Raw genomic sequence first — 26,757 nt, 5'->3', positions numbered from 1 at the left:
TTTCGCCTGCTGGAGAAAGCCCCATGAGTCTCGATATCTTCTGGTTCCTGCCGACCCACGGCGATGGCCGCTACCTGGGTACCGCCGAAGGCGCCCGCGCCGTCGACCACGGCTACCTGAGCCAGGTCGCCCAGGCTGCCGACCGCCTGGGCTTCGGCGGGGTGCTGATCCCCACCGGCCGCAGTTGCGAGGATTCCTGGCTGGTGGCCGCCTCGCTGATCCCGGTCACCCAGAAACTCAAGTTCCTGGTAGCCCTGCGCCCCGGGATCATCTCGCCCACCGTGGCAGCGCGGCAGGCGGCCACCCTGGATCGCCTCTCCGGCGGCCGGGCGCTGTTCAACCTGGTCACCGGCGGCGATCCGGACGAACTGGCCGGTGACGGCCTGCACCTGTCCCACAGCGAAAGATACGAAGCCTCGGTGGAATTCACCCGCATCTGGCGTCGCGTGCTGGAAGGCGAGACGGTGGACTACGACGGCAAGCACATCCAGGTGAAGGGCGCCAAGCTGCTCTATCCGCCGCTGCAGCAACCGCGCCCGCCGCTGTACTTCGGCGGCTCCTCCGATGCCGCCCAGGACCTCGCCGCCGAGCAGGTGGAGCTCTACCTGACCTGGGGCGAGCCCCTGGACGCGGTGCGCGAGAAGATCGAGGCGGTCAGGGCCAAGGCCGCGGCCCAGGGCCGCACGGTGCGCTTCGGCATCCGCCTGCACGTGATCGTCCGCGAGACCAATGAAGAGGCCTGGCGGGCCGCCGACCGGCTGATCGCCAATCTGGACGACGCCACCATCGAAAAGGCCCAGGCCGCCTTCGCCCGCTTCGATTCCGTCGGCCAGCAGCGCATGGCGGCCCTGCACGGGGGCCGTCGCGACAAGCTGGAGATCGCGCCCAACCTCTGGGCCGGTGTCGGCCTGGTGCGTGGCGGTGCCGGGACCGCGCTGGTCGGCGACGGTCCCACCGTGGCCGCGCGGGTCAAGGAATATGCCGCCCTCGGCATCGACACCTTCATCTTCTCCGGCTATCCGCACCTCGAAGAATCCTATCGGGTGGCCGAACTGCTGTTCCCGCACCTGCCGGTCAAGCGGCCGACCCAGGTCGAAGGCGCCAATTACGTGAGTCCCTTCGGCGAGATGGTGGCCAACGACATCCTGCCGCAGAAAGCGGCGCAGAGCTGAGGGAGGCAGGCATGAACAGCACGATCGAACGTCAACTGCAGCGCCTGGCGCCCTGGGTGGTGCCGGTGGCCCTGATCGTCGCCTGGCAGCTGGCGGTCAGCAGCGGCCTGCTGTCCAGTCGCATCCTGCCGTCGCCGGCGGCGGTGCTGGCAGCGGGCTGGAGTCTGGTCAAGAGCGGCGAGCTCTGGCAACACCTGGCCATCAGCGGCTGGCGCGCCGGCATCGGCTTCGCCATCGGCGGCAGCATCGGCCTGGCGCTGGGCTTCATCACCGGGCTGTCGAAATGGGGCGAGCGCCTGCTCGACAGCACCCTGCAGATGGTGCGCAACGTGCCGCACCTGGCGCTGATCCCGCTGGTGATCCTCTGGTTCGGCATCGACGAGTCGGCCAAGTTGTTCCTGGTGGCCCTCGGGGTGTTCTTTCCCATCTACCTCAACACCTACCACGGCATCCGCAACGTCGATCCGGCGCTGGTGGAGATGGCCCGCAGCTACGGCCTCTCCGGGGCGCGGCTGTTCTGGCACGTGGTGCTGCCGGGCGCCTTGCCGGCCATCCTGGTGGGGGTGCGCTTCGCCCTCGGCCTGATGTGGCTGACGCTGATCGTCGCCGAGACCATTTCCGCCAGCTCCGGCATCGGCTACCTGGCGATGAACGCCCGGGAATTCCTGCAAACCGACATCGTGGTGCTGGCCATCCTGCTCTACGCCATCCTCGGCAAGCTGGCGGATCTCGCCGCCCGCGGCCTGGAGCGTGCCTGGCTGCGCTGGCACCCGGCCTATCAGAAGGGAGCCCACGCATGACCAGTCTGCAAGCCGTTCCGCCGCTCTCGCGGGGCATCGCCCTGAAGCTGCAACAGGTGGTGAAGACCTTTGGCGAGCGCACCGTGCTCCACGGGATCGATCTGCAGATCCCGGCTAGCCAGTTCGTTGCCGTGGTGGGCCGCAGTGGCTGCGGCAAGAGCACCCTGCTGCGCCTGGTGGCCGGTCTTGACCGCGCCAGTGGCGGCACCCTGCTGGGGCAGGACGAACCCCTGGCGGAGCACCGCGAGGACACCCGGCTGATGTTCCAGGATGCGCGCCTGCTGCCCTGGAAACGCATCATCGACAACGTCGGCCTGGGCCTCAGGGGCGACTGGAAACCGCGCGCCCTGGAAGCCCTGGCGGCGGTCGGCCTGGCCGATCGCGCCCAGGAGTGGCCCTCGGCACTATCCGGCGGCCAGAAGCAGCGCGTGGCCCTGGCCCGCGCCCTGATCCACCAGCCGCGCCTGCTGCTGCTGGACGAACCGCTGGGCGCCCTGGATGCCCTGACCCGGATCGAGATGCAGCAGCTCATCGAAGGCCTCTGGCAGCGCCACGGCTTCACCGTGCTGCTGGTGACCCATGACGTAGGCGAGGCGGTAGCCCTGGCCGACCGCGTGGTGCTCATCGAAGACGGCCATGTCGGTCTGGATCTCGACGTCAACCTGGCGCGCCCCCGGGCCGCCGGCGATGCCCAACTGGCGCGCCTGGAAGCCGAGGTACTGGCCCGGGTGCTGCAGCAACCGCTCAATCCCGATCTACCCGAAATCGTGCAACCCCTGCCCACGCAACTGCGTTGGGCCTACTGATCGCTCATCCGAGGAGTTCTGCCATGACCATCAAGGCCATCAACGTTCGCAACCAGTTCAAGGGCACCATCAAGGAAATCATCGAAGGCTCGGTGCTCTCCGAGATCGACGTCCAGACCGCCGCCGGCATCGTCACCTCCGTCATCACCACCCGCTCGGTCAAGGAGCTGGAACTGGTGGTGGGCAGCGAGGTGATCGCCTTCGTCAAATCCACCGAGGTGTCAATCGCCAAGCTGTGATGCGGCCCTGGTGGTGAGGAAACCCGCCCTGGTGGCGGGTTTTTTGTTTTGGCCTTGAGATGTTGGGCTCGAGAAGGCAAGCCGCTCCCCGTGGCAGACACGCCAGCGCCCCGGCTGAGCCAGGGAAGCGCCTGGGACCGGGGCGTTATGAAAGATTCGGAAGAGCGGGGATCAGGCGACGTGCAGGCCCTGGCTCGACCCCAGCTTCGCCAGGTGGATCAGGCCTTCTTCCCACTGCCGATGCCCGGAGCGGGTATTGATATGGCCGGCACCCGGGAGGATGTCCAGGTCGCTATCCCAGTCGCGTGCCAGGGCTTCGGCCCGCGCGAGACTGATGGCTTGATCGTTGTCCGAAGTCACTATCCGCGAACGAAAGGGCAGTGGCTCCTGTGGCAAGGGCGCGAAACCCACCAGCTCCGCCGGGCAACCCGGGCGCTCGACGTCGGCCGGCGCCACCAGCAAGGCCGCCAGCACCCGCTGCCGACGGGCCACCGGGGCACTGGCCGCCCAACGCGCGACGGTCACGCAGCCCAGGCTATGGGCGATCAGCACCACCGGCGCATTGGCTTGGGCGATGGCTCTGTCGAGCGCGGCGACCCAGAGCTGCGGATCGGGACGCTGCCAGTCGTCCTGCTCGACGCGATGGGCGTCAGGCAGCAGCCGCTGCCAGTGGGTCTGCCAGTGATCAGGGCCGGAACCTTGCCAGCCAGGAAGGATGAGATAGCGGGTCATGGCGGAGCTCCGCAGACGAAAGGGAAAGCCGATAGTGCCGCTGGATGATCCGCAGGAGAAAGAATAAAAGGCGCTTTGGTTATGCCTGGAGCTTGGGTCGCGGTAGACCCGTAGGTTGGGCTCAGACGGCGCCATCGTCGAAGCCCAACAGGGCCAGTGTCGAAGTGCTGTTGGGCTTCGCTGGCGCTCAACCCAACCTACCAAGGCCCTTGGGTGGACTATTCGTTCCGTCCCAACCGCTCCACTTCCTGCAACCAGCGCAGCCGCTGTTCCTCGTCCGCCGCTCGCACCGGCGAGTACTCGTGGACCTGCAGCACCTGGATGCCGCAGGCTTCCAGGCCTTCCTGGATGCCCTGGCGATGGGGCGCCTGGTTGCGCAGGCGCTGCCAGGGAGAGGGCGGGGTGTCGGAGGTGACCAGCAACTCGGCGCTGCGGCCGGTCAGCAGGGGCTCGCCGCCCCAGGTCTGGTCGCGCTGGGCGAAGGCGAAGCCCGGTTGCAGAACCCGCTCCAGAAAACCCGCCAGTACCGCCGGCAGGCCGTTCCACCACACCGGATAGATGAACACCAGGTGCTCGGCCCAGTGGATCTGCCGTTGGGCTTCCAGCAGATCCGGCTCCAGGGTCTGGGAGAGGTCATAGCCTTCGCGCAGTACCGGATCGAACTGGGCGTCGGCCAGCTTGAGCTGACGCACCACCTGGCCGCTGGCCTGGGCGCCTAGGACATAGGCGTCGGCCAGCGACTGGCAGAAACTGGTGCGCTTGGGATTGCCCTGGATGACCAGCAGGCGCCGGCCATCTCCCTCCAGCGGCGTGGCGCCGCGGGCCTCAGCCACGGCCACCGGCTTCCAGCATGGTTTCCGGACGGACCCACTCGTCGAACTGCGCATCGGTCAGATAGCCGAGCTCCAGCGCGGCGGCGCGCAGGGTCTTGTTCTCGCCGTAGGCCTTCTTGGCGATCTCGGCGGCCTTGTCGTAGCCGATGTGCGGATTGAGCGCCGTCACCAGCATCAGCCCCTGTTCCAGGTGTTCGGCCATCTTGTGCTCGTCCGGCTCCATGCCGGTGACGCAATGGGTGTTGAAGTTGCGACTGCCATCGGCCAGCAGGCGGATGGATTCCAGCACGTTGTGGGCAATCACCGGCTTGTAGACATTGAGCTGCAGATGGCCTTGGCTGGCGGCGAAACCGACGGTGACGTCATTGCCGATCACCTGGCAGGCCAGCATCGACAGCGCCTCGCACTGGGTCGGGTTGACCTTGCCCGGCATGATGGAACTGCCCGGCTCGTTGGCCGGCAGCTTTACCTCGGCGAAGCCCGCGCGCGGACCGGAACCCAGCAGGCGCAGGTCGTTGGCGATCTTCATCAGCGCCACGGCCAGGGTCTTGAGACCACCGTGCAGGGCCACCAGCGGTTCATGGCCGGCGAGGGCGGCGAACTTGTTCGGCGCGGTGACGAAGGGCAGGCCGGTGAGTTCGGCGATTTCCTTTGCGATGGCTTCGTCGAAGCCCTTGGGCGCATTGAGGCCGGTGCCCACGGCGGTGCCGCCCTGGGCCAGTTCCAGGACCGCCGGCAGGGCATTGCGGATGGCGCGCTCGGCCAGGTCCAGCTGGGCGACGAAGGCCGACAGCTCCTGGCCGAAGGTCACCGGGGTGGCGTCCATCATGTGGGTGCGGCCGGTCTTGACCAGGTTCTGGTAGCGCGCCGATTGCAGCGCCAGGCCGCCGGACAGCTCGGCGATGGCCGGCAGCAGGTCGTTCTGTACCGCCAGGGCGGTGGCGATGTGCATCGCGGTGGGGAAGCAGTCGTTGGAGCTCTGGCCGCGATTGACGTGGTCATTGGGATGGACCGGCTTTTTGCCGCCCATGCCGTTGCCGGCCAGTTCGTTGCTGCGTCCGGCGATGACCTCGTTGACGTTCATGTTGCTCTGGGTGCCGCTGCCGGTCTGCCAGACCACCAGGGGAAACTGGTCATCGTGGAAGCCGTCGAGGATCTCGCTGCTGGCCTTTTCGATCAGGGTGGCGACATCTTCCGGCAGTTCGCCAAGGCGCAGATTGACCCGCGCGGCCGCCTTCTTCACCGTCGCCAGGGCATGTACCACCGCCAGCGGCATCTGCTGGTTGCCGATGGCGAAGTTTTCCAGCGACCTCTGGGTCTGGGCGCCCCAGTAGACGTCGTCGGCTACTTCGATGGGGCCGATGCTATCGGTTTCGGTGCGGCTCATGGCGGTCTCCGTTGATGAGGTAGGGTCCAGCTAACTTGGGCAGCAGGTTAGCGCCAGGGTTCCCAAATGGGAAGTGTTCTCAACTTGGCGGTAGTCCTCGATAAGTTCAGGCCAGGTTCAGCCGCTCTGTGGCACACTCGCGGTCCATTTTCAGTCTCCTGAAGGATGCCCATGAAGAAGACCCTCCGTACGCTTGGCGCCGTCGTTGTGCTCGCCAGCGCCAGCAGCTTCGCCCTGGCCGACGCCAAGAGCCACGCGGCCGACGCGGAGCGCTTTCTCAAGCTGGCCAACGCCGACAAGCTGACCACGCCGGTCTACGCCCAGGTCCAGCAGCTCTTCGCCCAGCACTTCGAGCAGGCCAAGTCGCCGGCCAAGAAAGCCGTGCTGGAAAGCTACACCGCCCGCGCCAACCAGGCGCTGGACAGCACCATCGGCTGGGAAAAGATCAAGCCCGAGATGGTCAAGCTGTACACCGACAACTTCACCGAAGACGAGCTGGAGGGCCTGATCAAGTTCTACCAGTCCGATCTGGGCAAGAAGATGATCGCCACCCTGCCGCGCCTGTCGGCGCAGTCCGCCCAGCTGACCCAGGCCAAGCTGGAGCAGGCGGTACCCAAGGTCAACGGCATCCTCGCCGAGATGGACAAGGAGCTGGGCGTGAAGCCGCCGGCCGGTGCCGAGAACGCACCCCCGCCCGCCAAGCGCTGATTCAGCCTTGCCACAAGGCCCGGACCCGTTCCGGGCTTTGTCGTTTCCGGGCGGCGCCCAGGCTCGCTAGAATGACGCTTCTCACAGTCGAGGTATCCCCATGAGCATGCGCGAACGTATCCAGTCCAGCCTGGGCCTGTTGCAACCCGAGCACCTGGAGGTGCTGGACGAAAGCCACATGCACAGCCGCGGCCAGGAGACCCACTACAAGGCGGTGGTGGTTAGCGATCACTTCGCCGGCCTTAACGCGGTGAAGCGCCACCAGAAGGTCTACGGCACCCTGGGCGAACTCATGGGCCAGTTCCATGCCCTGGCGCTGCACACCTATACCCCCGAAGAGTGGGCGGCGCAGGGCCAGGCACCGGATTCGCCCACCTGCCGCGGCGGCAGCAAGCACGACCTCGCGGGTTGAACCCGGCGAGCCCTGTTCAGCGGCAGTCCGTATTGGTTAAAATTTGATCGGCGCCGGCATCCTTGCCGGCGTTTTCGTCTAACCGGTCCGCCCTTTGCGAGGGCGACCCCTGGGAACCCGAAGATGACCGACAAGATTGTCGTGGCGGCCTTGTACAAGTTCGTCACCCTGGACGACTACGTCCAATTGCGTGAACCCCTCCTGCAAACCCTGCTGGCGCATGACGTCAGGGGCACCCTGCTGCTGGCCGAGGAAGGCATCAACGGCACCGTCTCCGGCAGCCGCGAAGGTATTGACGCCGTGCTCGCCTGGCTGCGCGCCGATGCGCGCCTGGTGGACATCGATCACAAGGAATCCTACTGCACCGAGCAGCCCTTCTATCGCACCAAGGTCAAGCTGAAGAAGGAGATCGTCACCCTGGGCGTACCCGGCGTCGATCCCAACCGCCGCGTGGGTACCTATGTCGAACCCCGGGACTGGAACGCCCTGGTGGACGATCCCGAGGTGCTAGTGATCGACACCCGCAACGACTACGAGGTGGGCATCGGCAGCTTCAAGGGTGCCATCGATCCCCATACCAAGAGCTTTCGCGATTTCCCGGCCTATATCCGCGAGCACTTCGATCCGGCCCGGCACAGGAAGGTCGCCATGTTCTGCACCGGCGGCATCCGCTGCGAGAAGGCGTCGAGCTTCATGCTGCAGGAAGGCTTTCCCGAGGTCTTCCACCTCAAGGGCGGCATCCTCAAGTACCTCGAAGAGGTGCCGGCAGCGGAGTCGCGCTGGGAAGGCGAGTGCTTCGTCTTCGACAACCGCGTGACCGTGACCCATGACCTCGCCGAAGGGGTCTACGACCAGTGCCATGCCTGCCGCACGCCGGTCTCGCCGGAAGACATGCAGTCAGTGCATTACAGCCCCGGCATCAGCTGCCCGCACTGCTGGGATTCGCTGTCGGAAAAGACCCGCGCCGGCGCCCGCGAGCGGCAGAAGCAGATCGAACTGGCGCGCCTGCGCAACGAACCCCATCCCATCGGCCGCGATCCGCGGCTGAACGCCATGCCCAACCCCGAGGAGGTCTAGGATGCCCGGTCGCCTGCTCTATGTGATGGACCCCATGTGCTCCTGGTGCTGGGGCTTCGCGCCGGTGGTCGAGCGCCTGGCCGAGCGGGCGGCCGCCCAGGGCATTCCGCTGCGCCTGGTGGTGGGCGGCCTGCGTCGCGAGCGGGTGGCCCAGGACACCGCCAGCCGGGTGCGCACCCTGGCCTACTGGCAGGCGGTGCAGGAGACCACCGGCCAGCCCTTCGCCCTGGACCAGGGGCCGCCGGAAGGCCTGGTGTACGACACCGAGCCGGCCTGCCGCGCCCTGGTCGCCGCTCGCCAGCTCGACGAAGAGGCGGTCTGGCCACTGGCCAAGCGTATCCAGCGGGCCTTCTATGTCGAAGCCCGCGACGTCACCCAGCCGGCGCTGCTGGTGGAACTGGCCGAAGCCTGTGGCCTGCCGCGCATCGAATTCGCGCCGCTGTTCGACGGCGAGCCGGCACACCAGGCGACCCAGGCCGACTTCGACTGGGCGCTGAATCTGGGTATCGCCGGCTTCCCCACGCTGCTGGCCGAGCGTGACGGCCAGCTGGCGCTGGTCACCAACGGCTACCAGCCGCTGGAGGAACTGGAACCGCTGCTGGACGCCTGGCTCAGCCGCGGCGCGCACCTGGCGTGAGTCTGGTCATCGACGAGCGTCTGACGCTGCCCGAGCAGGAAATCCAGCTCACCGCGGTTCGCGCCCAGGGTGCGGGTGGGCAGAACGTCAACAAGGTTTCCAGCGCCGTCCACCTGAGATTCGACATCCAGGCGTCTTCGCTGCCGGAAGCGCTCAAGGAGCGCCTGCTGGCGCTGCGCGACGGGCGCATCAGCCGCGACGGCGTGGTGGTGATCAAGGCCCAGCAATACCGTACCCAGGAGCAGAATCGCGCCGACGCCCTGGAACGCCTGGCCACGCTGATCGCCACGGCCAATGTCCAGGAAAAGCCGCGGCGTCCGACCAAGCCCACCTACGGCTCCAAGCAGCGCCGCCTGGAAGGCAAGTCGCGCCGCAGCGGCCTCAAGGCCAGTCGCGGGCGGGTGGATTTCTAGGCGCATCAGACCGACGCCAAGGTGTCGCTTGCCAGCGTCTTCAGCCACTCGCCAACCGTTAGTAGAGCAGCGTCCGTGCGGCTTCGCGTCGGCATGACCAGGTAATAGCTCCAGTCGCTCTGGACGGGCTCGGCCAGTACCTGGAGCAGTTGACCGCTGTCGAGGGCCTCGCGCACGAAGCGCCGATTGACCATGGCCACCCCTTGACCGGCCAGGGCCGCGTCTATGGCCAGGGCGGCCTGGTTCATATGCAAGGCCTGGAGTACGGGCTGCCCATCCAGTACAGCCAACCAGTTAGCCTGACCGTCGTCGAGCAGGGGATAACGGGCCAGCTCCGCCGCATCCAGCGGCAGTTTACCTGCGCCGATCAGCGTAGGGCTGGCCACCACGATCAGCTCGGCAAAGAGGAAGTCTGCCGTCATGCCTCGCTGTACGGGGCGGCGAGTAAGGCGTATTGCCAGATCCACGCCATCCTGGGCGAAGTCCACCAGGACGTCACTGGCCTGCACCCGTAAATCGAGGTCGGGGTGGGCTTGGGCAAAAGCCGGCAATCGTGGAATCAGGCATTTGGCAGCAAACGTAGGCGTCACGCTTACGGTGATCACCCGCCTGCGCGACAGCAGTGTATCGGTGGCTTCACGGAGCAGGGCAAAGGCGCGTTGCACATCCTGGAAGTAGGCGCGACCGCGTTCACTCAGTTGAACGCCTCGGCGCTGACGCAGGAACAGCGGGAAACCCAAGCGCTCCTCTAGCTGGCGTACCTGCTGGGCGACTGCTGCCTGAGTGACGGACAGCTCCAGGGCGGCTGCCTGGAAGCTGCCTCGCCGCCCAGCAGCTTCGAAGGCCTGCAGCGCTTTCAACGGGGGGAGGCGGTGGCTGACCGTCATGATCTTCCTGACCCTGTTTTTTCTATTGGCTGTGCGCAGAGGATAGCGTGCCAGGAATCAGCGGAAATCCGGTAGATAGAGACCTTTATTCCACGACTCGGCGCCGGTTGCCAGGAGGAAATAATGGGTCTTAACGTCATGATGTTCGCGGCGCTTGGCCTATTCTGGGGCTCCAACTTCATCTACATGAAGCTGGCTGCCAGCTTCATCTCACCGGCACAGATGACGCTGCTGCGGGTTTGTTGTGGCTTCGTACCGCTGGTGCTGGTGGCCTGGCGGCGAGGCGCACTCAAAAGAGAGCAGCTGCGTTTGTTGCCGCACTTCTTGGTGATGGCACTGTTCGCCACCGCGTTCTATTACTTCGCCATCGCCAAGGGTACCGAACGGCTGCCTTCTGCCGTCGCTGGAGTGCTGGGCGGCACCATCGCCTTGTTTACCACCCTGGCCAGTCTGGTGTTCCTACGCTCGCAGCGCACCAGCGCAGCGATGCTCTGGGGCGTGTTGCTGGGCTTTGTTGGCGTGGTGGTGCTGATCGCGCCTTGGCAGGGCGGAGCGGCCCCGTTGGATAAGCGGGGGGTGTTCTGGATGCTGGGGGCAGCAGCGCTATTCGGCGGCTCCTATGTCTATGTCTGTCGATTCCTTGCACCCCATGGCCTCCCGGCTCTGGCGTTGGTGACCTGGCAAATGGGGCTTGCCCTGGCCTTGCTGCTGCTGGTGACCGATACCTCGGGTATGGGCGAGCTGCTGTTGCACCCGCGGGCACTGGCCGGAGTGACACTCGGGCTGGGGGTATTGGGTACCGGAATGGCCTTTCTGCTCTATTACGCCCTGCTCGAGCGCCTGGGTGCCGTCGCCTCGGCGTCGGCGACCTATCTCACCCCGGCGGTAGCCCTGGTCATCGGCTGGGCTCATGGGGAGGCGGTGGGCCTGCGCGAGCTGTCCGCTGCCGGGGTGATCCTGCTGGGGATCACCCTGATGCAACGAGGGCGGAGCCGTGCCGTCATGCGCTAGCGCACCACGATCAGCGCACTGCCGGCGGCTTCCAGCATGTTGCGGGTGTTGCTGCCCATGAAGAAGTGGCGCAGGCGGGAGTGGCCGAAGGCGCCCATCACCACCAGCTCCAGGCCGTGCTGCTTGCGATAGCGCTCCAGGCCCAGTTCCACGTCGCCGTCGGTGATGGCGGTGGTGACCGTGCGGCCCCGGGCCCTGAGTTCGTCGGCGGCGCGGGCGAGGGCGGCGCGGCGTTCTTCGCGGTCGCGGCCGACGGTCACCAGGTGGCAGGCCAGGTCGTCGAACAGCTGGCAGTTGGCCACCCAGGTCACCGCCTTGCGCGCGCTGTTGCTGTCGTCGTAGGCCAGCAGCACGCCGCTGGGCTTGACGAACAGGTGGCCGGCCACCAGCAGCGGGCGATGCAGGAGGCGGATGGCGCTTTCCAGGTGGCGGCCGATCAGCCGCTTGGGTGGACTGTCCTCGCCCTGACGGCCCAGCACGATGAGGTCGAAATCCTCCTGCAGACTTTCCAGCGAACCTATCAGGTCACCATGCTGGAGCACGGCCCCGGCGCAGCGCGCCTGTTGCTCCTCCACCCGCAGCTGGGCCGCATCGAGCAGCAGCCGACCCTGGTCTTCCGCCAGGGTGCCGCGCTGGGCATCCAGCGCCGCCAGCTCGGTCAGCAGGTGTTCGCGGTTGACCAGCAGGGGCGGCGTGGCCTGGCCCGGCCGCGGATAGCGGCGCTGATCCAGCACGTGCAGCAGGGTGAGCGGGGCATCCAGGGTGGTGCCGGCCCAGGCGGCGAAGTCGCAGACGGCGGCGCTGACGGCCGAGCCGTCGAGGCAGGCGAGGATCTTGGACATGGCCGCAGGTCTCCAGGAGCAGGACATTGCTGGGAGAGACCCGGGCGCGCCGTTGCGGGTTCAATCGCCGAGGGCGAGGTCGTCCGTCATGCCGCCGCGGCGCAGCAGCTGCTTGCAGCGTTGGGACAGGTGCAGCACCCGCACCCGCTTGCCGGCCTTGGCATAGCGTTCGTGCAGGGTGCGCAGCGCGGCCACGGCGGAGTAGTCGACGAAACTCAGGTGGCGGCAGTCCACCACGACCCTGGCGGGGTCGCCGGCCGGATCGAACTGGTTCAAAAAGGTGGCGGTGGAGGCGAAGAACAGGGTGCCGTGCACCTGGTACCTCTTGCTGCCGTCGGCCTCCAGATGGCTGTCGGCATAGAGCCGGCGGGCGTGCTGCCAGGCGAAGTTGAGCGCGGCCAGGACGATGCCGCAGAGTACCGCGGTGGCGAGGTCGGCGAAGACGGTGATCACGGTGACGGCAATGATCATCAGCATGTCGCTGCGCGGTACCCGGTGCAGCACCCGCAGCGAGGCCCAGGCGAAGGTCTGCTGGGCGACCACGAACATGGTGCCCACCAGCGCTGCCAGCGGAATGCGTTCGATCAGCGGCGAGAGAAACAGCACGAACAGCAGCATCAGCACGCCGGCGACCACCCCCGACAGCCGGCCACGGCCACCCGAGCTCAGGTTGATCATGGTCTGGCCGATCATGGCGCAACCGCCCATGCCGCCGAACAGCCCCGAAGCCATGTTGGCCGCGCCCAGGGCCACGCACTCGCGATTGGGCAGGCCGCGGCTCTCGGTGATCTCGTCGGTGAGATTCAGGGTCAGCAGGGTCTCCAGCAGGCCGACCAGGGCCATCAGCACCGCATAGGGCAGGATGATCTGCAGCGTTTCCAGGCTCCAGGGGATGTCGGGCAGCGCCAGGCGCGGCAGGCCGCCGGCGATATGGGCCATGTCACCCAGGGTACGGGTGGGCAGGTCGAGGAAATGCACCGCCAGCCCCACGCCGAGGATGGCGGCCAGGGCCGGCGGCACGGCGCGGGTCAGCCGCGGCAGCAGCCAGATGATGGCCATGGTCACGGCGGTCAGACCGATCATCAGGTACAGCGGCGTGCCGCTGAGCCAGGTCTCGCCCTGCTTGAAGTGCTCCAGCTGGGCCAGGGCGATGACGATGGCCAGGCCGTTGACGAACCCCAGCATGACCGGGTGCGGCACCATGCGGATCAGCTTGCCCAGGCGCAAGAGGCCGAAGGCGATCATCAGCAGGCCGCCGAGCACCACCGTGGCCAGCAGGTACTGCACGCCGTGCTGCACCACCAGGGCGATGATGACCACCGCCATGGAGCCGGCGGCGCCGGAGACCATGCCGGGGCGGCCACCGAAGAGGGCGGTGAGAGTACAGATGAAGAAGGCCCCATAGAGCCCCATCAGCGGATTGAGATGGGCAACCAGGGCGAAGGCGATGCACTCGGGCACCAGCGCGAAGGACGTGGTGAGACCGGCCAGGATGTCGGCGCGGGGAGAGACACTTTTCATGACGTATCCAGAACGGGCGACAGCACGGCGGGGCGCGATCGCGGAGAGACGACAGGGCAGCAGGACTCGGGTACAGACCGCAGGGGCCGTCACCAGGGGAGGGGTGGCGCTATGGCGGCGTCGGCAGGTGCTTGGACATGGTGAAGGGGTCCGCAGGCATCGCGAGGAAAGTTAGCCAGCTTAGCATGACTTTCCGGAGCTGCCGAGTCGCCAGGATCGCCGGACCGCTCTACTGGCTACCTTTCGCCAGGCCCTGGACTTGCGCACCCGCTCGGTGAGCGGCGGCTGGCCGACGATGATCCGCTGCCAACGGAGGGTACCCGGCCGTGCGGGATCCCAGGCCATTCGTCAGGCCGCGGCGGATCAGGGGACGGAAGGCCGACTTCCATTGATCGGCGACAACAGCTGAGCGCTCGATAAGCCAGGCTGTTGGGTTACTCTCTGTGCAGGGTTCGGCTACGCACCGGACCCAGCCTGAACGAGGATAAGAATCGTGGATATGAACCGTCGGCAATTCTTCAAGGTCGCTGGAGTCGGCCTTGCGGGATCCAGCCTGGCGGCGTTAGGCATGGCTCCCACAGCCGCCTTTGCCGACCAGGTGCGCCATTTCAAACTGGCGCACACCGTGGAAACCCGCAACACCTGTCCCTATTGCTCGGTCGGCTGCGGCCTGATCATGTACAGCATGGGCGACCGGGCCAAGAACGTGGCCCAGAACATCATTCACATCGAGGGCGACGCCGACCATCCGGTCAATCGCGGCACCCTCTGCCCGAAGGGCGCCGGCCTGCTGGATTTCATCCACAGCCCCAATCGCCTCAAGTACCCGGAAGTCCGCAAGCCCGGCAGCAACGAGTGGACCCGCATCAGCTGGGACGAGGCGCTCGGGCGCATCGCTACCCTGATGAAGGAAGACCGCGATGCCAACTTCATCGCCACCAACGACAAGGGCCAGACGGTCAATCGCTGGTTGACCACAGGCTTCCTGGCCGCCTCGGCGTCCTCCAATGAAACCGGTTATCTGACGCACAAGATCGCACGGAGTCTGGGCCTGCTGGCCTTCGACAACCAGGCGCGCGTTTGACACGGCCCGACGGTGGCAGGTCTTGCCCCGACGTTTGGCCGTGGAGCGATGACGAATCATTGGAGCGACATCAAGAACGCCAATCTCGTCCTCATCATGGGCGGCAATGCCGCTGAAGCCCATCCGTGCGGCTTCAAATGGGTCACCGAGGCCAAGGCGCACAACAACGCCCGGCTGATCGTGGTCGATCCGCGTTTCACCCGTTCCGCCTCGGTGGCGGATTACTACGCGCCGATCCGCACCGGCAGCGACATCGCCTTCCTCGGCGGGCTGATCAATTACCTGATCACCCACGACAAGATCCAGCAGGAGTACGTCCGCAACTACACCGACGCCGGCTTCCTGGTGAAGGAAGGCTTCACCTTCGAGGACGGCCTGTACAACGGCTATGACGCCGAGAAGCGCACCTACACCGACAAGGTGAACTGGGGCTACCAGATCGGCGACGACGGCTTCGTCAAGATCGATCCGACCCTGCAGGATCCGCGCTGCGTCTTCCAGCTGATGAAGCAGCACTACAGCCGCTACACCCTGGAAGTGGCCAGCCAGACCTGTGGCACGCCGACCGACGCGATCCAGAAGGTCTGGGCCGAAATCGCCGAGACCTCGGCGCCCGGTCGCGTCATGACCATCCTCTATGCCCTGGGCTGGACCCAGCACTCCATCGGGGCGCAGATCATCCGCTGCGGCGCCATGGTTCAGCTGCTGCTGGGCAACATCGGCCTGCCGGGTGGCGGCATGAACGCCCTGCGCGGTCACTCCAACATCCAGGGCCTCACCGACCTGGGCCTGCTGTCGATCCAGCTGCCCGGCTACCTGACCATCGGCGGCGACGGCGAGCAGGACTACAACGCCTTCATCGCCCGCCGCGCCAGCAAACCGCTGCGTCCGGGGCAGATGAGCTACTGGCAGAACTACGGCAAGTTCCACGTCAGCCTGATGAAGGCCTGGTACGGCGACAAGGCCACCAAGGACAACGACTGGTGCTATCACTGGTTGCCCAAGGTCGATGTCACCGGCGCCGGCTACGACGTCCTGCGCTACTTCGACATGATGGGCAAGGGCCAGGTCAACGGCTATGTCTGCCAGGGTTTCAACCCCATCGCCGCCTTCCCCAACAAGGCCAAGGTGATGCGCGGGCTGTCCAAGCTCAAGTGGCTGGTGATCATGGACCCGCTGGCCACCGAGACCTCCGAGTTCTGGCGCAACCACGGTGAGCACAACGATGTGAACACCGCCGAGATCCAGACCGAGGTGTTCCGCCTGCCCACCACCTGCTTCGCCGAGGAAGACGGCTCCCTGGTCAACTCCAGCCGCTGGCTGCAGTGGCACTTCAAGGGTGCCGAGGCACCCGGCGAAGGGCGCAGCGACATCGCCATCATGTCCGAGCTGTTCCTCAAGCTGCGCGAGGCCTATGCGAAGGACGGCGGGGCCTTCCCCGATCCGATCCTGGGGCTGTCCTGGCCCTACGCCAAGCCCGAGGAGCCGGCGCCGGAAGAACTCGCCAAGGAGTTCAACGGCTACGCCGTCACCGATGTGCTGGATGCCAAGGGCGCGGTCTCGGCCAAGGCCGGTCAGCAACTCGCCGGCTTCGGCCAGTTGATGGACGACGGCAGTACCGCCTCGGGTTGCTGGATCTTCTGCGGCGCCTGGACCGAGCAGGGCAACCAGATGGCGCGGCGCGACAACAGCGATCCGTTCCACATGGGGCAGACCCTGGGCTGGGCCTGGTCGTGGCCGAACAACAGACGCATCCTCTACAACCGCGCGTCCTCGGACCTCAGCGGCAAGCCCTGGGACCCGAGCAAGAAGCTGGTGTGGTGGAACGACAAGGCGCAGAAGTGGGGCGGCACCGATGTGCCCGACTACAAGATCGACGCCAAGCCGGCCGACGGCATGAGTCCCTTCATCATGAACCCGGAAGGGGTGGCGCGGTTCTTCGCCCTGGACAAGATGGCCGAAGGGCCCTTCCCGGAGCATTACGAGCCGTTCGAGACGCCCATCGGCGTCAACCCGCTGCACCCCAACAACCGCAAGGCGCTCAACAGCCCGGCGGCGCGGGTGCTCAAGGACGACTGGGCGGACTTCGGCGATCGCAAGGACTTCCCCTATGCGGCCACCACCTACCGCCTGACCGAGCACTTCCACTACTGGAGCAAGCACTGCCGCCTCAACGCCATCATCCAGCCGGAGCAGTTCGTCGAGATCGGCGAGGTGCTGGCCAAGCAGAAGGGCATCGCCGCGGGTGATCTCGTGCGCGTCACCTCCAAGCGCGGCCACATCGTCTGCAAGGCGGTGGTGACCAAGCGGATCCGTCCGCTGCAGGTCAACGGCGAGACGGTGCACCACGTCGGCATCCCCATCCACTGGGGTTTCTCCGGCGTGGCGCGGATGGGTTACCTGGCCAACACCCTGACCCCCTTCGTGGGTGACGGGAACACCCAGACGCCCGAGTTCAAGTCGTTCCTCGTCAACGTGGAGAAAGCGTGATGGCAAGCCAGGATATCTACGCCCGCTCCGCGACCACCACGGCCTATACGTCGGTGCGCACCCAGGCGGAAGTGGCCAAGCTGATCGATGTGTCCAAGTGCATCGGTTGCAAGGCCTGCCAGGTCGCCTGTTCGGAATGGAACGAGTTGCGCGACGAGGTGGGCCACACCCACGGCACCTACGACAACCCGGCGGACCTCACCGCGGACTCCTGGACGCTGATGCGCTTCACCGAGCACGAGGACGAGGCCGGCAAGCTGGAGTGGCTGATCCGCAAGGACGGCTGCATGCACTGCGCCGAGCCGGGTTGCCTGAAGGCCTGTCCGAGTCCGGGGGCCATCGTCAAGTACGCCAACGGCATCGTCGACTTCAACCAGGACCACTGCATCGGTTGCGGCTACTGCATCGCCGGTTGCCCCTTCGATATCCCGCGGATCTCGAAGAAGGACAACAAGGCCTACAAGTGCTCGCTGTGTTCGGACCGGGTCGGGGTCGGCCTGGAGCCGGCCTGCGTGAAGACCTGCCCGACCGGCGCCATCGTCTTCGGTACCAAGGACGCCATGAAGGAGCACGCCGCCGAGCGCATCGTCGATCTCAAGAGCCGCGGCTACGAGAACGCCGGGCTGTACGACCCGGTTGGGGTAGGGGGCACCCACGTCATGTACGTGCTGCACCATGCCGACCAGCCGCAGCTGTACAACCACCTGCCCAAGGACCCGACCATCAGCCCCACCGTGGGCCTGTGGAAGGGCTTCACCAAACCCCTGGCGCTGTTTGCCATGGGCGCGGCGGTGCTGGCCGGTTTCTTCCACTACGTGCGCGTCGGCCCGAACCGGACCGATGACGACGACGAGGTGGTCGAGGCGCCGCCTCGTCCCGAGGGCGATGCGCCCAGGGGCGAGGTCAAGCAGCTGAGTCCGTCCGTGCAGATCTTCGATCCGCACGACAAGCAGCCCTAGCAGGGGTACGCCCCCGGTTTGGCCGGGGGCGTCCTGGGAGATCGAGATGAAACCTGAAATCCAGCGTTACAACGCCAACGAGCGGACCAACCACTGGATCGTGGCGATCCTGTTCTTCATGGCCGGGCTATCGGGACTGGCGCTGTTCCACCCCGCGCTGTTCCCGCTGTCGAACCTGTTCGGTGGCGGCACCTGGACGCGCATCCTGCATCCCTTCATGGGTGTGGCGATGTTCCTGTTCTTCGCCTTCCTGGTGATCCGCTTCTGGCGGCACAACAAGATCGGTCGTGAAGACGCCCAGTGGCTCAAGCAGATCAACGATGTGCTGAACAACCGCGAGGAAAAGCTGCCGCCGATCGACAAGTACAACCCTGGGCAGAAGATCCTGTTCTGGGTACTGCTGGCCTGCATGCTGGTCCTGCTGGTCAGCGGCGTGGTCATCTGGCGGCAGTACTTCGCCCACCTGTTCCCCATCCCGGTGATCCGCCTGGGCGCCCTGGCCCATGCCGTGGCCGCCTTCGTGCTGGTGCTGTCGATCATCGTGCACATCTATGCCGGGATCTGGATCAAGGGCTCGGTGACCGCGATGATGACCGGCTGGGTGAGCCGGGCCTGGGCCAAGAAGCACCACTCGCTGTGGTACGAGAAGGTCACCCGCGAGAAGAAGTGAGCGGTCTCTATCGTTGGGCTTCGCTACGCTCGACCCAACCTACGGCTGAGGGGCGCGGCATTTTGCCCCCTCCCTCCGGGAGAGGGTTGGGGTGAGGGCAGCGGAGCCCGACACCCCAACCCGCCCGCTATCCTGAATCCTCCATCTTCCACCGTTTTGCTAAGGAGCCCTGCCATGGCGGGCCAGATCCTCGAGCCCGGCGAAATCGAAGCCGCGGCCGTCAATCCCGATTTCATCCTGCTGCCCGGTGGCGAGCTGTTCGGCTATCGCGCCGACCGCCTGCGCCTGCTGGCCGCCGGCAATGCGCTGAGTGACTACCTGCTGCTGATGGCCGACCTGTGCGAAGCCCAGCAAGGGGTCTTCGACCGTCTCGCCCCCCTGCCGCTGGACGAGGCGCGCAGCGCCCAGAGTCTGCAGCATGGTCTGCCACCCCTGGGTTACGACACCCTGGTTCGCGAGGGGGACTGGTTGCCCGCGCTGGATGCCCTGCTGGAGACCCTCAAGCTTGCGCAGGCGCCGGTACAGGCCGCCCTGGACGAACTGCGCCAGGCCGATGCCGGCCAGCGCAAGGCCTGGGCCATCGCGCTGCTGGCCGGCAGCTACGAGCTGGTGCCCGCTGGCGTGGTGCCCTTTCTTGGCGCTGCCCTGCAGGTGGCCTGGACCCACTGGCTGCAGCGCAGTGACTTCAGCGCCCTGCGCGAACAGGGTAGTCAGACGTCCTGCCCCTGCTGCGGTGCGCCGCCCATGGCCGGCATCATCCATCACCTGGGCAAGGCCAATGGCCTGAGATACCTCACCTGCTCGCTGTGCGCCTGCGAGTGGCACTTCGTGCGGGTCAAGTGCAGCCACTGCGAGACGGGCAAGGGCCTGGGCTACTACTCCCTGAGCACCGACGACGCCAACGCCCAGAAGGCTCCGCTACGCGCCGAGACCTGCGCCCACTGCAAGACCTATCTCAAGCACCTCTATCGCGACCACGACGCCCGCAGCGAACCCCTGTCCGCCGATCTCGCCAGCCTGGCGCTGGACGTGCGCCTGGCGGAAGAAGGCTACGAGCGCCACGCGCCCAATCTGCTGTTCGCCCCGGGCTAGACCGGGCACGGCGACCGCCCGGGGCAGGGTAGTCGCCGCTCCTTCTGTTTCCGCATATGGCGGACTGCCTCGCCCTGGCCAGTGCCGACGCGCGCCCTCGATTCCGCTTCACTAAGCCAGGCCGCGCGAACCTCTGCAAAGCGGTCGCCAACGTTGCTTATCGCGCCAGGAATCGGCTTGCAGCAGCCTGTCACCCGGGGGTCATCTTGCAGAGCCAGTCTATCGAGGCGCACAAAACCTTCTATCACACCGGGTGGCGAAGCCGTCTAGTATGGAGACTGCGCCGCTTCGTCGGTGTGCCCATCTGATGAGGGGATAACAATGACCGCAACGTCCGCTTCGCCCATGGTGGGGCTCTACCCGGAGCCGGCTCGACGCCGGCCTCAACGCCTGTCGAGCCCCTAGGCCGACGCGACCGGAACCACGCCTTCTGCAGGCCGTGCTGCTGTCGCGGCTGACAACCGGATGAACAAGACCCTGAGGTAGCCAAGAAGATGTCGACCGAATCCAAGTGCCCGTTCAATCACGCCGCCGGCGGTGGTACCACCAACAAGGATTGGTGGCCGAACCAGCTCAATCTCAACTTCCTGCACCAGCATTCCTCACTCTCCGATCCCATGGGCGAAGAGTTCGACTACGCCACCGAATTCAAGAGCCTCGACCTGGAAGCGGTAAAGGCCGACCTGCGCGCCGTGATGACCGATTCCCAGGACTGGTGGCCGGCCGACTTCGGCCACTACGGCCCGCTGTTCGTGCGCATGGCCTGGCACAGCGCCGGTACCTATCGCGTCGGTGACGGCCGTGGCGGCGCCGGTCAGGGTCAGCAGCGCTTCGCGCCGCTCAACAGCTGGCCGGACAACGTCAGCCTGGACAAGGCGCGCCGGCTGATCTGGCCGGTCAAGCAGAAGTACGGCCGCAAGATATCCTGGGCCGACCTCATCGTCCTCACCGGCAACGTCGCCCTGGAATCCATGGGCTTCAAGACCTTCGGCTTCTCCGGCGGTCGCCAGGACGTTTGGGAACCGGACGATGCGGTGTTCTGGGGTTCGGAAACCGTCTGGCTGGGTGGCGACGTGCGCTATGGCGCGCACAAGCAGATGGAGCAGCCCGGTGACGGTGTGCTGACCGCCCAGCCCGAGCAGCATCCGGTGGAGCACAGTCGCAACGACAATCCGCAGCGCACCCTGGAAAATCCCCTGGGCGCGGTGCAGATGGGCCTGATCTACGTGAACCCCGAAGGTCCGGACGGCAATCCCGATCCGGTGGCCTCGGCCCATGACATCCGCGAAACCTTTGGCCGCATGGCCATGAACGACGAGGAAACCGTCGCCCTGATCGCCGGCGGCCACGCCTTCGGCAAGACCCACGGCGCAGGCCCGGCGACCAACGTCGGCGCTGAGCCGGAAGCGGCCGACCTGGAACAGCAGGGCTTCGGCTGGCACAACAGCTACGGCACCGGCAAGGGCGCCGACACCATCACCAGCGGCCTCGAAGTGACCTGGACCTCCACGCCCACCCGCTGGAGCAACGAATACTTCGAGAACATGTTCAAGTTCGAGTGGGAGCTGTTCAAGAGTCCGGCCGGCGCCCACCAGTGGCGGCCGAAAGACGGCGCCGGCGCCAATGCCGTGCCCGATGCCCACGATCCCAGCAAGCGTCATCAGCCGACCATGCTGACCTCCGACCTGGCACTGCGCTTCGATCCGGCCTACGAGAAGATCTCCCGCCGCTTCCTGGAAAATCCGGACCAGCTGGCCGACGCCTTCGCCCGTGCCTGGTTCAAGCTGACCCACAGGGACATGGGTCCCCTGGCTCGCTACCTGGGCCCGGAAACCCCCACCGAAGAACTGCTGTGGCAGGACCCGCTGCCCAAGGCTGCAGGCGCGCCCCTGGGCGAGGCCGAGGTCAAGGCACTCAAGGACAAGCTGGCCGCGTCCGGCCTGAGCGTGTCCGAACTGGTCGGCACCGCCTGGGCGGCTGCTTCCACCTTCCGCGGTTCCGACAAGCGCGGCGGGGCCAATGGCGGCCGTCTGCGCCTGGCGCCGCAAAAGGACTGGGAGGTCAACCAGCCGGCGCAACTGGCCAAGGTGCTGGGCGTGCTGGAAGGCATCCAGCGTGACTTCAATAGCCAGGGCAAGCAGGTCTCCATCGCCGACCTGATCGTGCTGGCCGGCAGCGTCGGGGTGGAAAAGGCCGCCCAGGCGGCGGGCCATTCGGTCAGCGTGCCCTTCACCCCGGGGCGCGTGGATGCCTCCCAGGAGCAGACCGACGTCCACTCCTTCGGGCACCTGGAGCCCTGGGCCGACGGCTTCCGCAACTACGTCGGCGGGGAATTCAAGGTCAAGCCGGAATTCCTGCTGGTGGACAAGGCGCACCTGCTGAACCTGACCGCGCCCGAGCTGACGGTGCTGCTGGGCGGCCTGCGCGTGCTGGACATCAACGTGGGCGGCGCCAAGCATGGCGTCTTCACCCAGCGGCCGCAGACCCTGACCAACGACTTCTTCGTCAACCTGCTGGACATGGCCACCGAATGGAAGGCCACCGGTCCGGACAAGGCCACCTTCGAAGGTCGCGATCGCCAGACCGGTGCGGTGAAGTGGACCGGTACCCGGGTCGATCTGGTGTTCGGTTCCCACGCCCAGCTGCGCGCCCTGAGCGAGGTCTATGGCAGTGCCGATGCCCAGGAGAAGTTCGTCAAGGACTTCGTCAAGGTCTGGACCAAGGTGATGGAGCTGGATCGTTTCGATCTGCGCTGATCGCCGAGCGGTAGCTGAAAACGCCTCCTTCGGGAGGCGTTTTTTTTGGCCTCGCCAGCGCACCGCCGTCCATCGCCGATCAATGGCGGATCGAGTGGAAGGCGCGTTTCAGAGCCGTTCTGGCGCCCGCGACGCAGGGCTGGTCCGGCCTTAAGCAAACCCTAAGCGCCCCTTAAGGAGCGCGTAACCCGGGAGATACACACTGCGCCAAACACCCAGAGGCTGTCCCCATGGAAGCGCTTGCCGAACTCTCCCTCAGTCTGGTCGAAGGCCCCATCCGCCCCGATCTGTGCCGCGATGAAGTCCTCGCCGATCTGTTCGAGGCCACCGCGGCGCGGGCGCCGGAGCGGCCCGCCCTGCTCGAAGGCGAGCGCAGCCTGAGCTATGGCGAACTCAACGCCTGGGCCGACCGCGCCGCGTCGCGGCTGCTGGCCGCCGGTGCCGGGCCTGGCCGCGTGGTCGGCCTCTGGCTACCACGCGGTATCGAGCTGCTGGTGATGCAGCTGGCCATCGCCAAGACCGGCGCCGCCTGGCTGCCCTGCGACGCCGAAACCCCGGCCGATCGCGTGGCCCTCTGCCTGGAAGATGCCCAGGCGGTGGGCGTGATCACCGGGGCGCCCTTCGCCGATCTGCTGGCGCGGCCCGGGCTCGGCTGCTGGACCCCCGACGAGCTGAGCGTCGGCCTGGCCCAGGGCGAGACCCTGCGCCGGCGTGGCCAGGTCTCTCCGGACCACCTGGCCTACCTGATCTACACCTCCGGCTCCACCGGCAAGCCCAAGGGCATCGGCATCCGCCAGGACAGCATCTGTCACTTCCTGCGCAGCGAGAATTCGCTGCTCGGCATCGAGGCCGGCGATCGGGTCTACCAGGGTTTCTCGGTGGCCTTCGACATGTCCTTCGAAGAGATCTGGATCAGCTACCTGGTGGGCGCCACTCTCTGGCTGGCGCCGCGGGAGATCACCGCCGACCCCGAGGCCCTGGCCCGCGCCCTGAGCGCCAATCGCATCAGCGTGCTGCACGTGGTGCCGACCCTGCTGGCGCTGTTGCCGGAAGACGTCCCCAGCCTGCGCCTGATCAACCTCGGCGGCGAGATGTGCCCCGAGCCCCTGGTGGCGCGCTGGAGTCGGCCGCAGCGGCGGCTGTTCAACACCTATGGCCCGAGTGAGGCCACTGTCTCGGCGAGTCTGGCGCAACTGCAACCGGGCGAGCCGGTGACCATTGGCCGGCCGCTGCCCAACTACAGCCTGCTGGTGGTGCACGCCGATGCCAGCCTGCCGCTGGCGCTGCTGCCACGCGATCAGGTGGGTGAACTCTGCATCACCGGTCCCGGCGTGGCCGATGGCTACCTGGGGCGTCCCGAACTGACCGCCGAGAAATTCCTGCCCAATCCCTGGAGCACCGGCAGCCACGACCTCAAGCTCTATCGCACCGGTGACCTGGCACGGGTCGACAAACACGGCCAGGTGCATTGCCTGGGCCGGGTCGACGACCAGGTGAAGATCCGCGGCTATCGCGTCGAGCTGGGCGAGATCGAAGCCACCCTGGCGCGGCAACCCGGCGTCGGGACCGTGGCCGTGGTGCTGCGCGAAGAAGGCGGCGTGGAGCAGCTGGTGGCCTTCCTGGTCGGCGATGGCGGTCCGCTGCCGCGCAGCGACCTGCTGCGGACCGAGCTGGCCGGCTGCCTGCCGCTGTACATGGTGCCCAGTCGCTTCGAGTGGCTCGGCGAGATGCCGCGGCTGAACTCCGGCAAGATCGACCGCAAGCAACTGCGAGCTCGGCCCCTGGCCATTGCCGTAGTGGCGCCGGTCACTCCGGCCAGTGGCGCCCTGGGTGCGCTGCTGGCGGCCACCGCCGAGCTGTTTCCCGGTCAGCCCCTGCACGCCGAGATGGATTTCTTCGACGACTTGGGCGGGCACTCGCTGTTCGCCGCCCGCCTGGTCTCGCGCCTGCGCCAGGACCCGCGCTATGCCAGCGCCACGGTCAAGGCGGTCTATGCCGGCCGCACCCTGGGCGCCATTGCCGACGCCCTGGAGGCGGATGCCGCCGAGGCGGGCACGGCGACGGCCACCGAGGCCTGGGCGCCGCCCAGCCGCTGGCGACGCTGGCGCTGTGGCCTGGCCCAGGCGGTGGCCCTGCCGCCGCTCCTGACCCTGCGCCTGGGCCGCTGGCTGGCACCCTTCCTGGCCTTTCCGCTGCTGATCCATTCCGGTACCGCGCTGCCCTTGGCCATGCTGACCGCCCTGAGTCTGTTCGTTCTGGCCATCGGCCTGGAATTCGCCGTGGCCCTGCTGGGCAAGCGTCTGACCGGTCGCCTGCAGCCCGGTCGCTATCCGCTGTGGGGCCTGACCTATTATCGCTGGTGGCTGGGTGAGCGCTTCCTCGCCCTGGCGCCGGCCTACCTGCTCAGCGGTTCGCCCCTGGCCCGTGGCTGGCTACGGCTGCTGGGCGCCCAGGTCGGCGCCGAGGCCTTCGTCGGCACCCTGACCCTGCGCGTCCCCGAGTTGCTGACCCTGGGGCAGGGCGCCAGCCTGGGCAACGGCGTCAACTTCGAAAACGCCCGGGTGCTGCGCGGCGAACTGCTGCTCGGCGCCGTGACCCTGGGTCGCGAAGCCCAGGTCGGCTCCTATGCCATCCTCGAAGGCGACACCGCCCTCGGTGACGGTGCGCGCCTGCAGGCCCAATCCGCCCTGCGCAGCGGCCAGCGCATCCCGGCCGGACGCAACTGGGGCGGCGCCCCGGCCCATGACCAGGGCGCCGCCGGTGCCCGCGTCCTGCCGCCGGCTCCGGTATCCCGCGCCCAGCGTGCCGTGCTGAAAGGGCTCTATGCCCTCAGTGGCCTGGTGGTCTCGGTGCTGTTCTTCATGCCGCTGTTTCCCCTGGCGCTGCTGATCGACGAACTGGAAAGCTTCGGTGGGCTGCCCTGGTGGCACACCTCTTCGCTGCTGCTCGATGCCCTGCAATACGGCGTACTGGCCCTGCCGCTGGGCATGGTCAGCGTCGCCCTGACCCTGCTTGGCTGCGCCCTGGCACGGCGGTTGATCCTGCCGCGGCTGGAAGAAGGCCAGTGGTCGATCGACAGCCTCTTCTACTGGCGCAAGTGGCTGGCCAACCTGATCCAGGAGTCGGCGCTGCAGAGTCTGCAGGGCCTCTATGCCACCGTTTATTCGGCGCTCTGGTATCGCCTGCTGGGTGCCCGGGTCGGCCGTGATGCCGAGATCTCCACCGCCCAGGGCCCGGTCTCCTCGCTGCTGGAACTGGGCGCCGAGACCTTTATCGCCGATGCCGTGATGCTCGGTGACGAACAGGTGGCCCAGGGCTGGATGACCCTCAGACGCACCTCCATCGCCCGCCGCAGTTTCGTCGGCAACGGCGCCTATGTCGCCGACGGCTGCCACCTCCCCGAAGACGCCCTGATCGGTGTCCTGGGGCGGCTCGACGAAGGCGTGCCCCTGCGCCAGGGCGAAACCTGGCTCGGCTCGCCGGCGGTCCGGCTGCCGGCGCGGGAGACCCTGACCGGCTACCCGGAAAGCCTGACCTTCCGCCCGGCACCTTGGCGCCGGGTGGCGCGTGGCCTGATCGAGGCCCTGCGCATCGTGCTGCCCACCGGCTTCACCGTCGCCGCCGGCTGCGCCATCGCCGAAGCCCTGGTGCCGCTGTGGCAGGCCGGCGCCTGGCTGCCACTGCTCGGCGAGACCCTGCTGGCCGGCAGCGCCTTCGCCCTGGCCAGCTTCCTGGTGGTGCTGGGACTCAAGTGGCTGGTGGTCGGTCGTTATCGCCCGCGCTCGGCGCCCATGTGGACCTTCTTCGTCTGGCGCAGCGAAGCCATCACCAGCCTCTACGAAACCCTGGCGGTGCCCAATCTGCTCGGCACCCTGCGCGGTACGCCCTGGCTGCCGCTGGCGCTGCGCCTGCTCGGCGCCCGCCTGGGGCGCGGCACCTACCTGGATACCACCGACCTCACCGAATTCGACTGCGTGCGCCTCGGTGACCATGGCGAACTCAATGCATTGGCCGGGCCCCAGACCCACCTGTTCGAAGACCGGGTGATGAAGGTGGGCGAAGTCGAGCTGGGAGCCGGGGTCAACCTGGGGCCGCGCAGCGTGGTGCTCTATGGCGCCCGCGTCGGCGACGACGTGGAACTGGGTCCGCTGTCGCTGGTGATGAAGGGCGAAACCTTGCCGGGTCGCTCGCGCTGGGAGGGTAACCCCGTTCAGCCCCGGCGCTAGGAC

The 26,757-nt window shown here is 66.9% G+C and carries 22 protein-coding genes; 16 read left to right on the top strand and 6 right to left on the bottom strand.

All coding sequences use genetic code 11. From position 1 onward, the window contains the following. The first annotated feature begins 23 nt into the window (after positions 1-23). Genes ssuD through PVZ72_RS21505 form a run of 4 tightly spaced genes read left to right on the top strand, consistent with a single transcriptional unit; the run spans position 24 to position 3,017 of the window. Positions 24-1,172, top strand: a complete 1,149-nt coding sequence (gene ssuD, locus PVZ72_RS21520; protein ID WP_273862969.1) for an FMNH2-dependent alkanesulfonate monooxygenase — start codon at positions 24-26, stop codon at positions 1,170-1,172. Positions 1,173-1,183: 11 nt separating this feature from the next. Continuing rightward, positions 1,184-1,972: an aliphatic sulfonate ABC transporter permease SsuC gene (ssuC, locus tag PVZ72_RS21515; protein WP_133862827.1), complete on the top strand. Its 789-nt coding sequence runs from the start codon at positions 1,184-1,186 to the stop codon at positions 1,970-1,972. After that, a complete protein-coding gene (gene ssuB / locus PVZ72_RS21510; RefSeq protein ID WP_273862968.1) occupies positions 1,969-2,778 on the top strand; it encodes an aliphatic sulfonates ABC transporter ATP-binding protein in 810 nt (269 codons plus the stop codon). The genes ssuC and ssuB overlap by 4 nt, the downstream gene beginning before the upstream one ends. A gap of 23 nt (positions 2,779-2,801) precedes the next feature. Next, a complete protein-coding gene (locus PVZ72_RS21505; RefSeq protein ID WP_010795839.1) occupies positions 2,802-3,017 on the top strand; it encodes a TOBE domain-containing protein in 216 nt (71 codons plus the stop codon). A 171-nt stretch (positions 3,018-3,188) separates the two neighbouring features. On the opposite strand, the gene PVZ72_RS21500 is transcribed toward PVZ72_RS21505, so the two are convergent. The 3 genes from PVZ72_RS21500 to PVZ72_RS21490 form a co-directional block, all read right to left on the bottom strand. Continuing rightward, positions 3,189-3,749, bottom strand: coding sequence for an RBBP9/YdeN family alpha/beta hydrolase (locus PVZ72_RS21500; RefSeq protein ID WP_273862967.1), 561 nt, complete (start codon positions 3,747-3,749; stop codon positions 3,189-3,191). Positions 3,750-3,967: 218 nt separating this feature from the next. After that, on the bottom strand, positions 3,968-4,588 hold the full coding sequence (locus tag PVZ72_RS21495) for an NAD(P)H-dependent oxidoreductase (RefSeq protein ID WP_133862824.1): 621 nt from the start codon (positions 4,586-4,588) through the stop codon (positions 3,968-3,970). Next, positions 4,575-5,969 (bottom strand): class II fumarate hydratase, encoded by a 1,395-nt coding sequence (locus PVZ72_RS21490; protein ID WP_273862966.1) that lies wholly within the window; start codon positions 5,967-5,969, stop codon positions 4,575-4,577. The genes PVZ72_RS21495 and PVZ72_RS21490 overlap by 14 nt, the downstream gene beginning before the upstream one ends. A 171-nt stretch (positions 5,970-6,140) precedes the next feature. Between PVZ72_RS21490 and PVZ72_RS21485 the strand changes: the two genes are divergently transcribed. The 5 genes from PVZ72_RS21485 to arfB all read left to right on the top strand — a co-directional run bounded on the left by PVZ72_RS21485 (position 6,141) and on the right by arfB (position 9,216). Continuing rightward, a complete protein-coding gene (locus tag PVZ72_RS21485) occupies positions 6,141-6,677 on the top strand; it encodes a DUF2059 domain-containing protein (protein WP_133862822.1) in 537 nt (178 codons plus the stop codon). A 100-nt stretch (positions 6,678-6,777) separates the two neighbouring features. Beyond that, the gene (locus PVZ72_RS21480; RefSeq protein ID WP_273862965.1) at positions 6,778-7,089 is read left to right on the top strand and encodes a BolA family protein; all 312 of its coding nucleotides are present in this window, start codon (positions 6,778-6,780) and stop codon (positions 7,087-7,089) included. Between the two features lie 123 nt (positions 7,090-7,212). Beyond that, positions 7,213-8,166, top strand: coding sequence for an oxygen-dependent tRNA uridine(34) hydroxylase TrhO (gene trhO / locus PVZ72_RS21475; protein ID WP_273862964.1), 954 nt, complete (start codon positions 7,213-7,215; stop codon positions 8,164-8,166). Between the two features lies 1 nt (position 8,167). Further along, on the top strand, positions 8,168-8,803 hold the full coding sequence (locus tag PVZ72_RS21470; RefSeq protein WP_160923243.1) for a DsbA family protein: 636 nt from the start codon (positions 8,168-8,170) through the stop codon (positions 8,801-8,803). Between the two features lie 2 nt (positions 8,804-8,805). Further along, positions 8,806-9,216, top strand: coding sequence for an alternative ribosome rescue aminoacyl-tRNA hydrolase ArfB (gene arfB / locus PVZ72_RS21465; RefSeq protein ID WP_133862845.1), 411 nt, complete (start codon positions 8,806-8,808; stop codon positions 9,214-9,216). Positions 9,217-9,221: 5 nt separating this feature from the next. On the opposite strand, the gene PVZ72_RS21460 is transcribed toward arfB, so the two are convergent. Then, on the bottom strand, positions 9,222-10,103 hold the full coding sequence (locus PVZ72_RS21460) for a LysR substrate-binding domain-containing protein (RefSeq protein WP_273862963.1): 882 nt from the start codon (positions 10,101-10,103) through the stop codon (positions 9,222-9,224). A gap of 123 nt (positions 10,104-10,226) precedes the next feature. On the opposite strand from PVZ72_RS21460, the gene PVZ72_RS21455 reads away from it, so the two are divergent. After that, positions 10,227-11,114: a DMT family transporter gene (locus PVZ72_RS21455; protein WP_273862962.1), complete on the top strand. Its 888-nt coding sequence runs from the start codon at positions 10,227-10,229 to the stop codon at positions 11,112-11,114. On the opposite strand, the gene PVZ72_RS21450 is transcribed toward PVZ72_RS21455, so the two are convergent. Further along, complete coding sequence (locus PVZ72_RS21450) at positions 11,111-11,956, bottom strand: universal stress protein (RefSeq protein ID WP_273862961.1); 846 nt, start codon at positions 11,954-11,956, stop codon at positions 11,111-11,113. The genes PVZ72_RS21455 and PVZ72_RS21450 overlap by 4 nt on opposite strands. A 60-nt stretch (positions 11,957-12,016) precedes the next feature. Further along, the gene (locus PVZ72_RS21445) at positions 12,017-13,477 is read right to left on the bottom strand and encodes a SulP family inorganic anion transporter (RefSeq protein WP_187980126.1); all 1,461 of its coding nucleotides are present in this window, start codon (positions 13,475-13,477) and stop codon (positions 12,017-12,019) included. Positions 13,478-13,970: 493 nt separating this feature from the next. Here PVZ72_RS21445 and fdnG point away from each other — a divergent pair, with 493 nt between their 5' ends. The 6 genes from fdnG (at position 13,971) to PVZ72_RS21415 (ending at position 26,754) form a co-directional block, all read left to right on the top strand. After that, positions 13,971-17,051, top strand: a complete 3,081-nt coding sequence (gene fdnG / locus PVZ72_RS21440) for a formate dehydrogenase-N subunit alpha (protein ID WP_273862960.1) — start codon at positions 13,971-13,973, stop codon at positions 17,049-17,051. Continuing rightward, positions 17,051-18,010 (top strand): formate dehydrogenase subunit beta, encoded by a 960-nt coding sequence (gene fdxH, locus PVZ72_RS21435; protein WP_133862816.1) that lies wholly within the window; start codon positions 17,051-17,053, stop codon positions 18,008-18,010. The genes fdnG and fdxH overlap by 1 nt, the downstream gene beginning before the upstream one ends. Positions 18,011-18,056: 46 nt before the next feature. After that, positions 18,057-18,680 carry a formate dehydrogenase subunit gamma gene (locus PVZ72_RS21430; protein ID WP_133862815.1) on the top strand — a complete coding sequence of 208 codons (624 nt, stop codon included), beginning with the start codon at positions 18,057-18,059 and terminating at the stop codon, positions 18,678-18,680. 174 nt (positions 18,681-18,854) lie between these two features. Further along, on the top strand, positions 18,855-19,772 hold the full coding sequence (fdhE, locus tag PVZ72_RS21425; protein ID WP_187980124.1) for a formate dehydrogenase accessory protein FdhE: 918 nt from the start codon (positions 18,855-18,857) through the stop codon (positions 19,770-19,772). A gap of 494 nt (positions 19,773-20,266) precedes the next feature. After that, complete coding sequence (gene katG / locus PVZ72_RS21420; protein ID WP_187980123.1) at positions 20,267-22,528, top strand: catalase/peroxidase HPI; 2,262 nt, start codon at positions 20,267-20,269, stop codon at positions 22,526-22,528. Positions 22,529-22,758: 230 nt separating this feature from the next. Beyond that, the gene (locus PVZ72_RS21415) at positions 22,759-26,754 is read left to right on the top strand and encodes a Pls/PosA family non-ribosomal peptide synthetase (protein ID WP_273862959.1); all 3,996 of its coding nucleotides are present in this window, start codon (positions 22,759-22,761) and stop codon (positions 26,752-26,754) included. Positions 26,755-26,757 lie beyond the last annotated feature (3 nt).

Origin of the sequence: Pseudomonas sp. LA5, from assembly GCF_028640825.1 — a bacterium.
Classification (GTDB): domain Bacteria; phylum Pseudomonadota; class Gammaproteobacteria; order Pseudomonadales; family Pseudomonadaceae; genus Chryseomonas; species Chryseomonas aestiva.
The sequence above is the reverse complement of the archived record's forward strand: the minus strand, read 5'-3'. Positions and strand labels throughout refer to the sequence as shown.

Coding starts and splice junctions, on each gene's coding strand:
- ssuD (WP_273862969.1), top strand. CDS start 24: ATGAGTCTCGATATCTTCTGGTTCCTGCCGACCCACGGCGATGGCCGC.
- ssuC (WP_133862827.1), top strand. CDS start 1,184: ATGAACAGCACGATCGAACGTCAACTGCAGCGCCTGGCGCCCTGGGTG.
- ssuB (WP_273862968.1), top strand. CDS start 1,969: ATGACCAGTCTGCAAGCCGTTCCGCCGCTCTCGCGGGGCATCGCCCTG.
- PVZ72_RS21505 (WP_010795839.1), top strand. CDS start 2,802: ATGACCATCAAGGCCATCAACGTTCGCAACCAGTTCAAGGGCACCATC.
- PVZ72_RS21500 (WP_273862967.1), bottom strand. CDS start 3,749: ATGACCCGCTATCTCATCCTTCCTGGCTGGCAAGGTTCCGGCCCTGAT.
- PVZ72_RS21490 (WP_273862966.1), bottom strand. CDS start 5,969: ATGAGCCGCACCGAAACCGATAGCATCGGCCCCATCGAAGTAGCCGAC.
- PVZ72_RS21485 (WP_133862822.1), top strand. CDS start 6,141: ATGAAGAAGACCCTCCGTACGCTTGGCGCCGTCGTTGTGCTCGCCAGC.
- PVZ72_RS21480 (WP_273862965.1), top strand. CDS start 6,778: ATGAGCATGCGCGAACGTATCCAGTCCAGCCTGGGCCTGTTGCAACCC.
- trhO (WP_273862964.1), top strand. CDS start 7,213: ATGACCGACAAGATTGTCGTGGCGGCCTTGTACAAGTTCGTCACCCTG.
- PVZ72_RS21470 (WP_160923243.1), top strand. CDS start 8,168: ATGCCCGGTCGCCTGCTCTATGTGATGGACCCCATGTGCTCCTGGTGC.
- PVZ72_RS21460 (WP_273862963.1), bottom strand. CDS start 10,103: ATGACGGTCAGCCACCGCCTCCCCCCGTTGAAAGCGCTGCAGGCCTTC.
- PVZ72_RS21455 (WP_273862962.1), top strand. CDS start 10,227: ATGGGTCTTAACGTCATGATGTTCGCGGCGCTTGGCCTATTCTGGGGC.
- PVZ72_RS21450 (WP_273862961.1), bottom strand. CDS start 11,956: ATGTCCAAGATCCTCGCCTGCCTCGACGGCTCGGCCGTCAGCGCCGCC.
- PVZ72_RS21445 (WP_187980126.1), bottom strand. CDS start 13,477: ATGAAAAGTGTCTCTCCCCGCGCCGACATCCTGGCCGGTCTCACCACG.
- fdxH (WP_133862816.1), top strand. CDS start 17,051: ATGGCAAGCCAGGATATCTACGCCCGCTCCGCGACCACCACGGCCTAT.
- PVZ72_RS21430 (WP_133862815.1), top strand. CDS start 18,057: ATGAAACCTGAAATCCAGCGTTACAACGCCAACGAGCGGACCAACCAC.
- fdhE (WP_187980124.1), top strand. CDS start 18,855: ATGGCGGGCCAGATCCTCGAGCCCGGCGAAATCGAAGCCGCGGCCGTC.
- katG (WP_187980123.1), top strand. CDS start 20,267: ATGTCGACCGAATCCAAGTGCCCGTTCAATCACGCCGCCGGCGGTGGT.
- PVZ72_RS21415 (WP_273862959.1), top strand. CDS start 22,759: ATGGAAGCGCTTGCCGAACTCTCCCTCAGTCTGGTCGAAGGCCCCATC.